This is a genomic window from Pedobacter cryoconitis (assembly GCF_014200595.1).
In the GTDB taxonomy this organism is placed as follows: domain Bacteria; phylum Bacteroidota; class Bacteroidia; order Sphingobacteriales; family Sphingobacteriaceae; genus Pedobacter; species Pedobacter cryoconitis_C.
Genome location: NZ_JACHCG010000001.1, coordinates 3,047,557 through 3,061,798 on the forward strand (window position 1 = coordinate 3,047,557; position 14,242 = coordinate 3,061,798).

Consider the following 14,242-nt stretch of genomic DNA (forward strand, 5'->3'; position numbering starts at 1 on the left):
TTATGAGAACAGTATTCCTGATATTAACGGGTGTTTTTCTTTTTGAGGTTAGCAGTGGCCAGCAGCGCCCCCAGTATACGCAGTATATTTTTAATAATTACCTGCTCAATCCCGCGCTTTCCGGGATAGAGAATTACACGGATGTAAGAGTGGGTTCAAGGATACAATGGGCAGGAATAAATGATGGCCCTGTTACTTCTTTTTTTTCCGTTAATGCGCCATTAGGTAAGCAGTATTTGTATGGAAATTCAAATTCTTTTGCTGAAAAAGGAGCAAATCCTATGGAACGAAGTTATCTCCAGAATTATATGGCTGCTGAACCACACCATGGAATTGGCGTTTTTGGAACATTGGACAAAACAGGCCCGATTAAAGCATTGGATATTAAGGCTACTTATGCTTATCATCTTGGACTGAGCTCAAAAATAAACCTGAGTGTGGGAGTAGCCGCGGGGATTTCAAGAATTTCACTTGATTATTCAAAACTTAATCTGGAAAACAGCATTGATCCTGCAATTACCCCAGGTTTTAACACTAAAACACAGCCCGATCTTGATGCAGGGGTCTGGTTATACGGTCCTGATTTTTTTGCAGGGGTATCCGTTCAGCAGTTACTGAACCAACCGCTTAGCTTTTCTGATTCCCAGGCGCCCGTTCAGGGAAAACAAGTACCACATCTGTTTGTCACTGCCGGTTATAAGTTTTTTTTGAATGAAGAGGTTTCAGTAACGCCTTCAGTTATGTTTAAAAAAGTCCAGCCTGCGCCTCTGTCAGCAGATCTGAATTTTAAAGTAGCATTTAAGGATAAGTTATGGGTTGGCGGAAGTTATCGCCCGCAGGACGCGGTATCTGCGATGGCAGGTTTTAATATCAGTTCGCTGTTTGTGCTGAGTTACGCCTATGATTTTACAACTTCTGAGCTGGGTTCGGTCAGTAACGGTACGCATGAAATCGTATTGGGCATTTTACTGAATAACAGGTATAAGGTCACTTGTCCGCAGCGAAACTGGTAACCGGTTAAATTCTGTATAATAAAAAACCGCTCAGGCCTTAAGGCCTGAGCGGTTTTTTATAACATGATATTCATGCAATTATTTTTTTAATTGTTTTTTTGTTGATGCTGTTAACTCGCGTTTAGCCAGTGCATGACATTCGTAGATTGCATCGCTGAACATCATTTGCTCTGGTGGAGTTTTCTGAGTAGAAGCTGACGGTCCTCTAAGGGCACCTACCAGGCCTAATTCTCTGGCCACATAAACATATCTGATGGCATCGATAACTACACCAGCAGAGTTAGGGGAATCCTGAACTGAGAGCTGGGCATCAAAGATTACAGGGGCACCCATAAAACCTTCTAATTCCAGACGGAAGTTAGCGACTTTATTGTCTCCGTAATAAGCAATATATTCTGATGGACCTGCATGAAGGAAACTATCTTCGGTAGAGATACCTCTGATATCGTTCTGTGCACGGATTACATTTTCTTTAGAGATCTTTTTAGATTTCAAACGGTTTTTGTCTTCCATGTTAAGGAAGTCAGTATTTCCGCCTACATTTCTTTGAATGTGAGCTTTCACATGGTGACCTCTTTCGAAAGCCAGCTCCTGAAGCATCTGAGAAACGATACTTGCACCAAACTGACTGCGCATGTCGTCTCCGATGATTGGAATACCAGCATCGATAAATCTTTGCTCCCACGCAGGGTCTGAAGCGATAAATACAGGAATACAATTCACTAAAGAAATACCTAATTCAATACAGATTTCTGCATAGAATTCTGTAGCCAGCTGTGAGCCAACCGGAAGATAGTTAATCAATACTTCGGCTTCATGTTTACGCAATTGCGCAACAATTTCGGCACGTAAAGCAGTTACCTGAGCCTGATCGTAGGTTACGCTATCAATCAGAATATCAGTATTCTTTAATTCGTCTTTGATAACGAATCTGTTAGCTTCAGGATAAGCGGCCATTTGCGGAGATACACCGTCAATAACAGGTGATCTGTAAATAGGAGCTTCTGATGCGATATCATCATTCAATATGATCGTACAATTTGGCTTCGCAAAAATGGCATCCTTTAATGGCTGACCGATTTTTCTTTCATCTACGTCAAATCCGCAAACGAATTCAATATTAGCTGCTTTATATCCACCAATATCATTAGCCATCAATCCTGATGTCTTTTCTGCGTGTTTAGTGTAAAATTCCACGCCTTGTACTAATGAGCTGGCGCAATTACCTACGCCTAAAATTGCAACTCTGATTTTCTTTCCTTGGTTATGCATTGTTTGAACTTGGGTTATTCTAAATTTATCAGACGGAGAGCTTAAAGGCAGAATTCATCCATCTAAATCTCCGCAAAAATAGAAATCCGATTATTATTTCCAGTATAGTTTTGGGCAATATAGAGATAATTATGATAAGATGATTAAATTTTACATTCTGACAACTTTAAGAACATAGTCAGTTTTTATGAAAAGGTCAAAAGCTGTTAATTTCTTATCTTCATACATTTATAAGCTATATCATTAAATTCATCTTTTTTACACGTATATTAAGTTATTAATAAGATTTCCGGCTATTGGCAGGAATAAAAAAACTGCTGGTCACCTTATTTGTTAAGCTTATCAGCTTGCGGGATTAAGAACAGCAGGTATAACGAAAAAATTACGTACATGAATAATTATCAGGATCAACATACGATTCTCTTCTATCTGATGCTCGAAAATGCAATAGAGTTTATTGAATTCGCTAAAATAGTCTTCAATGCGGAGACCAGGTCATTAAATATAGCACAAGATAACAGAACGGTTTTGTCTGCGGAAATTAAAGTCGGACATAGCATTTTATTACTTTCAGAGGCCGCAGATAAATACGGAAAGGCAGTCGGTAATTTTTTTATCTATGTAGGAAATGCAGATGAAACATTTCAGCGGGCTATATTCCATGGGGCTTCTGTGGTTACTGAAGTAGCAGATATGGATTATGGAAGATGTGGAGGTATCCAGGATCCTTTTGGAAATACCTGGTGGTTAACCTCCACTACTTAATTTTATTGGGGCAGTTTTTTGAAGATATTACCGATAACACCGGGGATTTCATTGATCGCTTTTTCAGGATTATTGACTTCTCCTTCTGCCCAGCCTCTCCAGATTACTTTAGATGATTTACGATCTATAATATCAATCATAATACTGTTGGCTTTGATTCTTATACTTCTTTCTCTGTCACCTACATAAATTGGCAATGGGTTGTAGTAGGAATAGTAATAAACTCTACGGCCGCCGTAATACGAAACACGCGGAAGTATTCTTGATGGAGGGTTATAATAAACGGGGTCTGTATAGTCTTTTACTTCTTTATTGACTACCGCAGTATATCTGAGCAGTAGATCAGGGTTATCGCTTTGCAGGGTAAAGCCTCTGTTTTTCATTTCCTGGCTGGCCGATTCTACGATCTTATCTGTGGCTACATCATTATCGTAGATAGAGGTTGATTTGGATTTCCCTTCGGGTATCCAGGCGAAGGTTTTATATTTTGCGGGATCCAGTGGTTTATGAGCCACAGCGTAATAGTTGTAAGAGGAACATCCTGAAAATACAACGGCTGTTGTGAACAGCATTAAAACTAGCTTTTTCATGTTCATATCATTTAATATTAAACGCAGGTATCAATAAGTTATATTGAGACATGGAATACTTATTAAGGTTTAATGTATACTATTTAGTACAGTTATTTTTGCAAAGCTCAATTTACTCCCAATAGTTTTAAATATTATTTAATATGGCTTTAATCAGCTGATTATCTGTTAAATAAATTTTGGTTTTTAGATTTCATGTGGTGAAATGTGTGCAGCGGATTAATTGTTGCCAATGCTAAATCGTAACAACAATGTTATTAAAAACTAATTACCTATTTAATTTAATCAATTTATGAAAACAAGATCATTTTTAAAAAACTTATTGAAGGGGACTGCTATTTTATCAATGGCAGTATTTGTAACTTCTTGTAAGAAAAACGATGTTGACAGTTCGGGATCTGCAAATGTTAAGGTTGTAAATGCTTCACCTTCGTCTGCGAACCAGGGGTTTTATCTGGCTAATACGGCAGTTGTAAGTGGTGGTTTATCATTTGCGAATGCTTCAGCTTATATTTCGACCAATTCTGGTAGTAATTTAGTGATGGAGTTTAGAAGTGATGGTTCTTCTACGGCTTATGCAACGGGTAAAGCGGATATTAGAAATGGTTCTAATTATACGGTTTTCTTAGCGGGTGATGGCCAGGCTGCAAGGGTAAAGATTTTTGAGGATGACAGAAGTGCTCCTGTTAGTGGACAGGCTAAAGTAAGGTTTGTACATTTGAGTGATGCTGCTCCGGCTAATATTGATATCAGACGTGCTTCTGGTGAAAATTTAGCTGCAAATCTTGGCCGCGATGTGGCAACAAATTTTACGACGGTAGCTCCAGGGGTTTTATCTCTTCAGGTTTTTGCTGCTGGTCAGTCTACAAGTTTGGGTAAATTTGATTTAACGGCTTTTGCTGCTGATAAGATTTACACGGTTTATATTACCGGGTCTACTGCAAATTCAATTTCGGTTCGCCAGATTACTCAGGAATAGGTTTTCCACTTTTCCTTAAAAAAAACGGACCTTGCTATTTCAAGGCGACGCCCGCCTGAAGGGGCGGCCAATGACTTGAAATAGCAAGGTCCGTTTTTTTTAAGGTTCTTTTGATCTGAAGAACCAGTTCTGGATTCTTAGAAGAAATATTTTAAGCTCAGGCCTGCGTAACCGTTTCTTTTAGGTGAGGGGTTAAAGTAAGCTGGTTGCGCACCGCTATAGCCTATTGCATTTAAGGATAGAATTGAGCTATAGGATTCGTTGAAAAGGTTATCAATACCACCGTAGACGTTAACTTCGAATACTTTTCCTAATCTTTTTTTATAGCCTGCTTTAAGGCCGGCTACCTGATAGGATGGGTTATAGTCTGTGTTTTTATCATTTAATGGCATTTTATCATTGTAATAATAATTCAGATAACCGTATAATCCAAAACGAGTTTCCAGGTCAAGACCAGCACTGATTACCCATGGTGAGATTCCGGTCAGTGCATTTCCATTATAAGATGCTGTTACTGCATTATTCGCATCCAGAATCTGATAGTCCTTGAATTTGAAAGCTGAATAGGTTAAGGCAACGAAAGGTCTTAAACTGGCTATTTCGTGGTTATCTTCTGGTTTTAGGATTTGCCATGATAAAGCAAGTTCTGCTCCGTTATGGGTTGTTTTACCTGCATTGTTATAAATGGTAATACCTTGTTGTACGGATTGCCCGATCAGCTCCCCTTTCATATCCATTTTGAATACGGAAAGATCATAGCTAAAGCGTGAATTCAGCAAGTTACCTTTTGCATTGATTTCATAGTTTATTGCTTTCTCTGCTTGTAGGGTTGGGTTGATTGAGCCGTCCACATTTTTTACTTCGGAGCTGGATGGTGGAGAAAAACCGGTACTTACGCTTCCGTGTAAGCTTAAGGCTTCGGAGAAGTTATGACTGATGGCAATCCTTGGAGTAGCCTGTGGTTTAAAATCCTTTATTCCGCTTTGTGCTGGCACGAGATAGTTGGAGACATCATATTTCAGACTGTTATAGCTTAGGCCTAACGTCAGCAGCGTTTTTGGTCCCAGTTGTGTTTCTGATTGATAAAATAAGGAATAAAGTGTGTTGCGGTAATCGATGTTTCCGTTAAGGGCACCTTCGGTTCCTTTGTTATTGACATATTGTGTGCCTTTGGTCAGGCCTTCGTTAAACTCTCCACCTACAATAAATTTCGTGGGTAGCGTGGAGAACCCGGGGTTATAGGTGAAGCTGGTTCTTCCGCCGTAACTTTGATAGTAGTTTCTCAGGTAGGCATAAGGTAAGGGGTGATTCAGGTCATAGGAATAAGTAAAGACGCTGGTGCTGTTAGACAATTGATCATTGATCTGATATTGTTGCCCTAAGCCAACTCTTGTCCAGGTTTGGTAGCGTCCGGCTTGTTTATCGAGGTTACTTGCGTTGGCTTGCAGTGGATTTGCAGCCACCTGGTCAGCGGTCAGCGATCCTGGAATTTGTGAGTATTGCGTTGTTCTGTTCAGTAAGAGCGTGATAATGCGTTTGTTACTTGGGAAAAGCTGAAAGTTACCAGACAGGAACCTGCGCATGTCATTGCTGTGGTCTCTGTAGCCGTCATATTCCTGCCACCCATAGGAAACATAACTGTTAATTTTATCTCCGCCATTACGGTATGTGGCTGCCAGTCTATGTAATCCGTAGCTTCCTGCTAAGCCTGAGGCTTCCAGACTCTGTTCCTGATAGGGCGAGCGCTGTAATTGAAAATTGATGACTCCACCTGTTCCTGCACCGTAAATGCTTGATGCGGGACCTTTGATCACTTCGGCCCTGCCGATGCTGTTCACGTCCAGGGCTTCAATACGTGTTGTTCCATCGGCCTCTGTAACTGGAATATCATTCAGGTAGACTTTTATATTTCTTAATCCGTAAGAGGATCTGACGCCGTTTCCACGAATCGCAATCCTGGCTTCAGAGAGTGTGCTCTGATCCATTCTTACTCCGGGAATAGAGTTCAGGGCGGATTGAAAGGATAATCCGCTACCGCGGTTAAGGTCTGCACTGGTAATCATTCCGATAGAACCAGCAGTTTCTTTTTTGGTACGGTTTCCGGCAAAACCGGTTACACGTACTTCGTTCAGGCTGGATTCATCGGCATCGAGCTGGATATTCAGGCTACCTTCTTTTTTACTATAATCAACTTCCTGTGGTTTGAAACCGACAAGGATGAATTTGTAATGTTGATCCGGGGTGGTATTTTCAATTTTAAAGTATCCATTTTTATCGGATACGGTCAGTAGTTTATTATCGGATGTTTTGATACTTACACCGGCAAGGGCCTGCCTGGTTTGAGAGTCATATATATTACCTGTTATGGGCTGGTTTTGCGCCTGAACGTTCTGCTTAAAAAAGGCAAAACAAGCCAATAGCAGCATTAATCTGAAAAGTTTCATTAATTGATAAATTATAATTCATATAAATATTGCCCGTATCAATCCGCTTCTTCACGCTGATTTGATAGCTAAATTTCAAAACAGCGCAAGGACATGCTGACCGGGATGTCATACCTGTTCCCTGAAGATTTAATTGAAAAAAATTATCCGGGTTCTGGTTCAATAAGAATAGAATTATATACGGGGAGGCTGAAAGATTTCAGCAGCATATGCTGGCAGGCGAAAAGGTAATTCTTCCTTATATTCCTGCATCACCAGGGTTGTATAAGGATTAAAAGATAGTTTCTCAACGACTACACCTAACTGGTGCATGCTTCTTTGAGTTTCACGTTCTCTGCTTTTTTCCTTTTGCTCGGCCTGTTTTAATTTACGCATCAGGTAACATTTACCATTGCAGTGCATTTGCGGCTTATCGCGGTTAATACAGAGTTTAGAGACGATATAGTTCTCGTTCAGCTCAAACCCTGCCTGCACAAAGACCTGGCTAAAATTAGCGGTCAATGTGGTAAAAATCAGCAGATGTACAAGAATGCTTCTGAACATTTTGCAAATATAGAAATCTTAGAGGCTGTTTACAGCTTCTGCTGCAAAATATCTCAGGAACTGATAGAACGGTCCAGATGTACGTAACCTCCGTCAACGTAAACCAGCTGGCCTGTGGTATGGCTTGACCGTGGGGAAAGCAGAAAGACAACTGTATTTGCGATCTCTTCTGTAGTGGTCATCCGCTGTTCAAGGGGGATTTTTGCCGTAATATCTTTAAGCTTTTTTTCGGGTTCTGGCAGTGAGCTGATCCAGGTTTGATATAATGGGGTATAACATTCTGCTACAATCACCGCGTTTACCCTGATTTGGTAAGGCAATAATTCTACCGCCCATTCTCTGGTCAGCGCATTTCTTGCGCCATTGGATGCGGCATAAGCAGAGGTTCCCCCCTGCCCTGTGTCTGCTACTTTTGAACCGATGTTGACAATCGAACCTTTGCTTTTTTTCAAATAAGGAAGTGCATGATGGGCCATCAGGTAGTAGTGGATTACATTTTTATGCAGACTAGCTACAAAATCCTGGTAGTTTCCATTTTCCAGGCCTACCCCATCATTCACTCCGGCATTATTGACCAAACCGTCTATGCGGCCAAAAGTATTGATAATCGTAGTAATGGTCTGTGCTGCAATCAGCGGATCTGTCAGTTCTGCGACTACCTGGAAGGCTTGTTTTCCTGCGCTGATAATTTCATTGACGAGTTTCAGGTTATCAGCTTCTTTCCTGCCAATAATGACAGGAACAGCACCTTCATTTGCCAACTGGCGAACGATTCCTTCGCCAATGCCTTTTGCCCCGCCGGTAACGATGACTATTTTATCTTTTAATTGCAGATCCATTATTGATTATTAAATGATACTAATTTTTAACATAAGCTTTAACTTCTTGTCTGGATGTTCCCAGTCCATCTATACCAAGTTCCACGATATCGCCAGCTTTCAGGTAGATTGGCGGATTAAATCCAAGCCCGACTCCGGCAGGGGTTCCTGTAGAAATTACGTCTCCGGGCAATAAAGTCATAAACTGGCTTACGTAAGAGATCACGAATGGAATAGTAAAGATAAAGTTGGAGGTATTTCCGTCCTGCATCGTTTTACCATTTACTTTCAGCCACAGGCGTAATTTATTAAGATCACCTAATTCATCGGGTGTAGCTAAAAAAGGGCCTAAGGGTGCAAATGTATCGCAGCCCTTACCTTTATCCCAGGTTCCGTTTCTTTCGATTTGAAATTCACGTTCCGAAACATCATTGTGTAAGGTATATCCTGCAACATAATCCAGTGCCTGCGCTTCTTCTACATAGGATGTCTTTTTACCAATAACTACTGCAAGTTCGACTTCCCAATCTGTTTTAACGGAATTTTTCGGGGTGATGATCGCATCATCCGGCCCGGCCAGTGCTGTAGTTGACTTCATAAAAATGATCGGTTCAACTGGTATTGGTGCATTGGTTTCTTTAGCATGGTCTGCATAGTTCAATCCAATACATATTATTTTAGATGGACGTGCAATTGGGGAACCTAAACGTTCTGAATCCGGAATTATGGATAGTTTTCCAGCATTTGCTTTGATAAATTCAGCTAACCTTTCCAGTCCGTTTGTCTCAAAAAAATCTTCATTGTAATCGCCGCCAAAAGCAGAAGTATCATATTTAATATCATTGATAATCACACCTGTCTTTTCCCGGCCGGCACTGCCCCATCTTATTAATTTCATAAGTATCTTTAGTTGTTAAGTTTTATAAATCCTCCATCAATAGGATAATCATTTCCTGTAATAAATCCCGATTCTTCTGCGCATAGATATAAAGCGAGCGCAGCTATTTCCTCAGGTTTGCCCATTCTTCCAATTGGCTGGCTTTTAGACAATTTCTCAAATACTTCCTCTTCCTGTCCTGCATAGTTTTTTGAAATAAAACCGTCTACAAAAGGAGTATGTACCCTTGCAGGAGAGATACTGTTGCAACGGATACCATCTTCCAGATAATCGCGTGCTACAGACATGGTCATTGCGTAGATCGCACCTTTGCTCATGGAATAAGCAAACCTGTCTGTTATACCGACTAAAGCGGCAATAGATGCCATATTCAAAATTACCGGACTTTTACTTTCCTTTAATAAAGGAATAGCTGCAAACAGTGTGTTGTAAGCTCCTTTCACATTCACAGCAAATACCTTATCAAAATCTTCTTCGCTTGTGGTACCGGCCTTCCCAATATGTGCTATGCCAGCGTTATTGACCAGGATATCTACTGCACCAATCTGGTTAAAGATATCCAGCACCTGGTTTTGATTACTTACATCACAACTATGCCCGTGTGCCTGACCATTATTTTTCTGAATTTCGCTGACGGTTTCCTCTGCTGCTGCATTGAGTTCGATAATATGCACAATTGCACCTTTTGCGGCAAATAGTGTAGCAATAGCTTTCCCTATACCACTTCCTCCTCCGGTAACAACGGCTATTTTTCCTTCTAAACTAAACATATATTAAATTATAGTGAAACACCTCTTTTCCATGGGATAAAATCATCCTGTCCTAATTCTACAGATTTAGGTTTGATACGTCCGCTTGCAACTTCAATTACATAATGCAGAATACGCGCTCCTGCCTGTTCGATACTTTCTGTACCTTCAATGATAGTACCGCAGTTAATATCAATAATATCAGGCATTTTATTAAATAAAACTGTATTTGTAGAGAGTTTAATCACTGGTGCAACCGGGTTTCCTGTTGGTGTTCCCAAACCTGTAGTGAAAAGTACAATATTTGCACCTGAGGCTACTTCGGCAGTTGTACTTTCTACATCACTGCCTGGTGTACATAACAAGTTTAAACCGGGTTTGGTTACTTTCTCCGGATAATCCAAAACAGCGGTCACCGGAGAATTACCTCCTTTTTTTGCTGCTCCAGCAGATTTTATAGCATCTGTAATCAAACCGTCTTTGATGTTTCCGGGAGATGGGTTGGCGTAGAATCCAGAGCCGGTAGCCTCTGCCAGCGCGTTGTAGGTACTCATGAGTCCCATAAACCGGTTAGCGGTAGCTATATCTATGCAGCGATCACTTAATTCCTGTTCAACCCCACATAATTCTGGAAATTCAGCCAGAATAACACTTCCGCCCATAGTCACCAGTAAATCTGAAAGATGACCAAGCGCCGGGTTTGCTGAAATCCCCGAAAATCCATCAGAGCCACCACATTCCAGCCCTATACATAATTTAGATAAGGGAGCGGGTGTTCTTTGTTCCTGGTTCGCCAGAATTAAACCGGCAAACGTCTGTTTGAGTGCTTCTTGCAATAGTTTGCTTTCGGTTCCTAATTTTTGTTGTTCCAGCACAACCAGTGGTTTACTGAATGCGGGATCTCTTTTTTTAATTTCTGCTTCGAGAATGCTAATCTGTGCATGCTGACAACCTAAACTCAGCACGGTTGCCCCGGCTACATTTGGATGGGTAATATATCCGGCCAGCAAACCACAAAGTGCATCGGAGTCCATTCTTGTTCCACCACAGCCCATATCATGGTTCAGAAATTTAATACCATCTATATTCGGAAAGAGTTTATTGGCTGGCGTTGCTGCTGCTGTATTTTGCAGATCGGCCTGTAAAATATCTTCTATACTTTTGCCTGTTTTATATAAAGCAATCAGCCCGTCTACTTCATTTTCATAACTTTTCGTCTTTTTAAAGCCCAGTTTATCGGTCAGCGCCTCTTTAAGCACTTCTACATTGCGGTTTTCGCAAAATACAAGCGGGATCACAATCCAGTAGTTAGCGGTACCCACTGAACCATCCTTCCGATGAAAACCCATAAAAGTCTTATCCTTGAAGGCTGTAGTATCTGGTTGCTGCCACTGGATTTTTCTTTCTCCTAATTGATAGCCTCCGGCAGCATGTTTTACATTATCTACTGTAATCGGATATCCGGCAGGAATTGCTTCGCTTGCTTTACCCACCAGCACGCCATACATGAAAATACTGTTCCCTTCAGACAGATCATGTATGGTAAATTTGTGCTTGGCGGCTATCGGTGCGATAATATCAAAAGTCAGCGTATTAAACTTTACTTTAAATCCTGCTGGTAAATCGACCAGTGCGACCAGCACATTGTCTGATGGGTGGATTTGTATAAAGTAAGTTGTTTCTAAAGACGCCATATTATTCAAGTTCAAAAATTTGAGTCATTAACATCCATTTCTCTCCGGGCTTTGCACCGGGTAGGGCCTGCTGATATTTCCACATTAGCTTTTCCCATTCTTGTACGCGCTCATTTTCGGCATCCAGCGCGGCCTTATATTCAAAGCTGAAAGTATCATTCACTTCCATCCGCATCACAAGCCGGTTGGAAAAGCGATAAATCTGCATCTTTGTTATTCCTGATTTTTTAATGCTGGCATAGATCTCAGGCCATATTTTCTGATGACATTTTTCATATTCCCGGATTAATTCCGGATCATTTATTAAATCAAGCGTTAAACAATATGTCTTCATTTATCTATTTTCAATTTTCAGATCGTGCGTGTCTTTGTTTATTCAAAGGAAAGTATTTTTGATTTTATTTATTTTATCATTTGAACGAAAGATTAAATGATTTTGGCATATTTACGTTTCATCAGCCATCATTTGTAACAAAAAAATGAAACCTCAACTTTTAAAAGCATCTCCTAACCCTATTCATTCTTTCAATGCCAGGCAGGATAATGTTCCTTATATCAATAACCGCTGGCATTATCATACCGAAGTGGAATTGATTCATTTTAAAAAAGGTAATGGTACCCAGTTTATTGGGGATAGTATTAAACGCTTCCGGTCTGGTGATGTGATTTTAATCGGTGCACACCTGCCCCATTACTGGAGATTTGATGATATATATTTTGACGAGCAGGTTAACACGAGCGCCGATGTACGTGTAATCCATTTCAATGAGAATTTCTGGGGTGACGTTTTTCTCAATTTACCAGAAAACAAGCTGATTAAAACTACGCTGGAAAAAGCCAGAAGGGGAATTCAGATTGGCGGGCAGATGAAAAATAATATCGGAGAGTTACTGGAACAACTTTTACAGGCGGAAGGCTCAAAAAAGATCATGCTGCTGATGGAAGCATTAACCGCCATTGGTAATTGTACTAAAACAAGGTTACTTTCTTCTATTGGCTTTAAACATAATTTCGAGGATACAGAAAATGACAGGATACATGCGATTTATGAGTTCTCCCTGGCCAATTTTAAACGTAAAATACAAACGCAGGAAGTAGCTGATATTGCCCATGTGAGTGTAAATTATTTTTGCAGATATTTCAAATCAAGAACAAGAAAGACCTATTCTCAGTTCATTAACGAAATAAGAATAGGTCATGCCTGTAAGTTATTAATTGAAAATAAGATCAACGTAAAGCAGATTTGTTATGAGAGTGGTTTTTATAATTTTGCCAGCTTTCATAAATACTTCAAGTCTATTACGGGCAAAAGTCCGCTGAATTATCAACGTGAATTTTTGAGCGACCGCCAGTCGTAGCTATTTCTTTTTAGGTACTTTGGCGCCTTCTTTTTTTGCTTCAGAAAGCCCGATAGCTATTGCTTGTTTTTTAGAGGTCACTTTTGCTCCGCTTCCTGATATTAGTTTCCCTTCTTTCAGCTCATGCATAGTTTCTTCAACTTTCTCGCTTGCTTTTTTTGAATATTTAGCCATGATGTTAAGTTTTAACATGGCTATAACCGATACCCTGGAATTTAGTTTAAAAAAAATTCCCGGCTGTGCGTTACAGCCGGGAATTTCAGGACAAATTTCGATGCAAATTATTTTTGCATACTTGTCAGGGTCGATTTTAATTCTTTAACGATGGCTGAAGAATTGTCAGCTGCTTCGAATATTTTATGCGCGGACATTGCTTTTCCATAAAAACCAGTGTTCGATGGTGCATCTATAGCCAATGACGCTCCATTTAAGGAGATTCCTGCGAAAAGACCTTTACTACGGGAATATGAATAGACTTCGGCTTCCAGTTTATAGTCCGTATTTGCAGTTGAATTCCTGCCTACAGGGCCAGCAGCGACAGAAAGGTCACCACCAAGCGTAAAACTGCTCTTTTTAATATCAGTCAGACTATTGCTGTGTTTAAAGACCAAAACAAGATCCACTGATTGTACTCCAATCTGTGCACCAATGCTGCCTCCGGTAATAGTTACAAAAACAGGATTACTCCAGGTACCGTCAGCGCGTTTAACCATCGCAACACCTTTACCTCTTTTTGCCCCGATTACAAAACCTGCGTTGATTAATTTTGGTACGACAATAATTCCCTGTGTAACAGCTAATAATTCTGAGGGAATTGATTCTTTCATCTTACTAAAATCAGCAAGAACCGTTGTGGCATCTTTTACTTTCTTTTCTTCCTTTTCCTGTGCATTAACCGAAGCGCTTAAGAATAAGCCTGCACATAAAAGAAGCGCAACTTTTAACTTCGATAATTTTATCGTTTTCATAATAGAACGGGTTTGATTTGAATTCATAATTAACTGTAAATAGTTAATCAAATTCAGAGCCAAGATTAATGGATAAAAAAAGAGCACCAATAATTAATAATTATTGGTGCTCTTTTTTTATCCATTAAGTAATCAAGTCTTATCTCATACC

At 40.2% G+C, this 14,242-nt stretch carries 15 protein-coding genes; 4 read left to right on the forward strand and 11 right to left on the reverse strand.

Annotation, left to right across the window (positions count from 1 at the left end; genetic code table 11):
* Positions 1–2 precede the first annotated feature (2 nt).
* Positions 3–1,013: a type IX secretion system membrane protein PorP/SprF gene (locus HDE70_RS12980; RefSeq protein WP_183890574.1), complete on the forward strand. Its 1,011-nt coding sequence runs from the start codon at positions 3–5 to the stop codon at positions 1,011–1,013.
* A gap of 78 nt (positions 1,014–1,091) precedes the next feature.
* Here HDE70_RS12980 and HDE70_RS12985 read toward each other — a convergent pair whose 3' ends face one another.
* Complete coding sequence (locus tag HDE70_RS12985) at positions 1,092–2,285, reverse strand: inositol-3-phosphate synthase (protein WP_183866571.1); 1,194 nt, start codon at positions 2,283–2,285, stop codon at positions 1,092–1,094.
* 390 nt (positions 2,286–2,675) lie between these two features.
* On the opposite strand from HDE70_RS12985, the gene HDE70_RS12990 reads away from it, so the two are divergent.
* The gene (locus HDE70_RS12990) at positions 2,676–3,050 is read left to right on the forward strand and encodes a VOC family protein (protein ID WP_183890576.1); all 375 of its coding nucleotides are present in this window, start codon (positions 2,676–2,678) and stop codon (positions 3,048–3,050) included.
* 2 nt (positions 3,051–3,052) lie between these two features.
* Here HDE70_RS12990 and HDE70_RS12995 read toward each other — a convergent pair whose 3' ends face one another.
* On the reverse strand, positions 3,053–3,640 hold the full coding sequence (locus HDE70_RS12995) for a DUF4136 domain-containing protein (protein ID WP_183866569.1): 588 nt from the start codon (positions 3,638–3,640) through the stop codon (positions 3,053–3,055).
* A gap of 292 nt (positions 3,641–3,932) precedes the next feature.
* Between HDE70_RS12995 and HDE70_RS13000 the strand changes: the two genes are divergently transcribed.
* Entirely contained in the window at positions 3,933–4,619 is a 687-nt protein-coding gene (locus HDE70_RS13000) for a DUF4397 domain-containing protein (RefSeq protein WP_183866568.1), read from the forward strand.
* A gap of 137 nt (positions 4,620–4,756) precedes the next feature.
* Here HDE70_RS13000 and HDE70_RS13005 read toward each other — a convergent pair whose 3' ends face one another.
* From HDE70_RS13005 to HDE70_RS13035, 7 genes are all read right to left on the reverse strand, one after another.
* Positions 4,757–7,063: a TonB-dependent receptor domain-containing protein gene (locus HDE70_RS13005; RefSeq protein WP_183890578.1), complete on the reverse strand. Its 2,307-nt coding sequence runs from the start codon at positions 7,061–7,063 to the stop codon at positions 4,757–4,759.
* Positions 7,064–7,237: 174 nt separating this feature from the next.
* On the reverse strand, positions 7,238–7,606 hold the full coding sequence (locus HDE70_RS13010) for a hypothetical protein (protein ID WP_183866566.1): 369 nt from the start codon (positions 7,604–7,606) through the stop codon (positions 7,238–7,240).
* A gap of 53 nt (positions 7,607–7,659) precedes the next feature.
* A complete protein-coding gene (locus HDE70_RS13015) occupies positions 7,660–8,445 on the reverse strand; it encodes an SDR family oxidoreductase (RefSeq protein WP_183890581.1) in 786 nt (261 codons plus the stop codon).
* Positions 8,446–8,464: 19 nt separating this feature from the next.
* Complete coding sequence (locus HDE70_RS13020; protein ID WP_183890583.1) at positions 8,465–9,322, reverse strand: fumarylacetoacetate hydrolase family protein; 858 nt, start codon at positions 9,320–9,322, stop codon at positions 8,465–8,467.
* Positions 9,323–9,330: 8 nt separating this feature from the next.
* Positions 9,331–10,092, reverse strand: a complete 762-nt coding sequence (locus HDE70_RS13025) for an SDR family NAD(P)-dependent oxidoreductase (protein WP_183866563.1) — start codon at positions 10,090–10,092, stop codon at positions 9,331–9,333.
* 8 nt (positions 10,093–10,100) lie between these two features.
* A complete protein-coding gene (locus HDE70_RS13030) occupies positions 10,101–11,765 on the reverse strand; it encodes a UxaA family hydrolase (RefSeq protein WP_183890585.1) in 1,665 nt (554 codons plus the stop codon).
* Position 11,766: 1 nt separating this feature from the next.
* Positions 11,767–12,099 carry an L-rhamnose mutarotase gene (locus tag HDE70_RS13035; RefSeq protein ID WP_183866561.1) on the reverse strand — a complete coding sequence of 111 codons (333 nt, stop codon included), beginning with the start codon at positions 12,097–12,099 and terminating at the stop codon, positions 11,767–11,769.
* A 145-nt stretch (positions 12,100–12,244) separates the two neighbouring features.
* On the opposite strand from HDE70_RS13035, the gene HDE70_RS13040 reads away from it, so the two are divergent.
* On the forward strand, positions 12,245–13,123 hold the full coding sequence (locus HDE70_RS13040) for an AraC family transcriptional regulator (protein ID WP_183890587.1): 879 nt from the start codon (positions 12,245–12,247) through the stop codon (positions 13,121–13,123).
* Here HDE70_RS13040 and HDE70_RS13045 read toward each other — a convergent pair whose 3' ends face one another.
* Both HDE70_RS13045 and HDE70_RS13050 read right to left on the reverse strand, forming a co-directional pair.
* The gene (locus HDE70_RS13045) at positions 13,124–13,297 is read right to left on the reverse strand and encodes a DUF6496 domain-containing protein (RefSeq protein WP_183890588.1); all 174 of its coding nucleotides are present in this window, start codon (positions 13,295–13,297) and stop codon (positions 13,124–13,126) included.
* Positions 13,298–13,404: 107 nt separating this feature from the next.
* The gene (locus tag HDE70_RS13050; RefSeq protein ID WP_183866558.1) at positions 13,405–14,091 is read right to left on the reverse strand and encodes a lipid-binding SYLF domain-containing protein; all 687 of its coding nucleotides are present in this window, start codon (positions 14,089–14,091) and stop codon (positions 13,405–13,407) included.
* Positions 14,092–14,242 lie beyond the last annotated feature (151 nt).

Coding starts and splice junctions, on each gene's coding strand:
- HDE70_RS13005 (WP_183890578.1), bottom strand. CDS start 7,063: ATGAAACTTTTCAGATTAATGCTGCTATTGGCTTGTTTTGCCTTTTTT.
- HDE70_RS12980 (WP_183890574.1), top strand. CDS start 3: ATGAGAACAGTATTCCTGATATTAACGGGTGTTTTTCTTTTTGAGGTT.
- HDE70_RS13050 (WP_183866558.1), bottom strand. CDS start 14,091: ATGAAAACGATAAAATTATCGAAGTTAAAAGTTGCGCTTCTTTTATGT.
- HDE70_RS13045 (WP_183890588.1), bottom strand. CDS start 13,297: ATGGCTAAATATTCAAAAAAAGCAAGCGAGAAAGTTGAAGAAACTATG.
- HDE70_RS13000 (WP_183866568.1), top strand. CDS start 3,933: ATGAAAACAAGATCATTTTTAAAAAACTTATTGAAGGGGACTGCTATT.
- HDE70_RS12990 (WP_183890576.1), top strand. CDS start 2,676: ATGAATAATTATCAGGATCAACATACGATTCTCTTCTATCTGATGCTC.
- HDE70_RS13025 (WP_183866563.1), bottom strand. CDS start 10,092: ATGTTTAGTTTAGAAGGAAAAATAGCCGTTGTTACCGGAGGAGGAAGT.
- HDE70_RS13015 (WP_183890581.1), bottom strand. CDS start 8,445: ATGGATCTGCAATTAAAAGATAAAATAGTCATCGTTACCGGCGGGGCA.
- HDE70_RS13010 (WP_183866566.1), bottom strand. CDS start 7,606: ATGTTCAGAAGCATTCTTGTACATCTGCTGATTTTTACCACATTGACC.
- HDE70_RS13035 (WP_183866561.1), bottom strand. CDS start 12,099: ATGAAGACATATTGTTTAACGCTTGATTTAATAAATGATCCGGAATTA.
- HDE70_RS13030 (WP_183890585.1), bottom strand. CDS start 11,765: ATGGCGTCTTTAGAAACAACTTACTTTATACAAATCCACCCATCAGAC.
- HDE70_RS12995 (WP_183866569.1), bottom strand. CDS start 3,640: ATGAAAAAGCTAGTTTTAATGCTGTTCACAACAGCCGTTGTATTTTCA.
- HDE70_RS13040 (WP_183890587.1), top strand. CDS start 12,245: ATGAAACCTCAACTTTTAAAAGCATCTCCTAACCCTATTCATTCTTTC.
- HDE70_RS12985 (WP_183866571.1), bottom strand. CDS start 2,285: ATGCATAACCAAGGAAAGAAAATCAGAGTTGCAATTTTAGGCGTAGGT.
- HDE70_RS13020 (WP_183890583.1), bottom strand. CDS start 9,322: ATGAAATTAATAAGATGGGGCAGTGCCGGCCGGGAAAAGACAGGTGTG.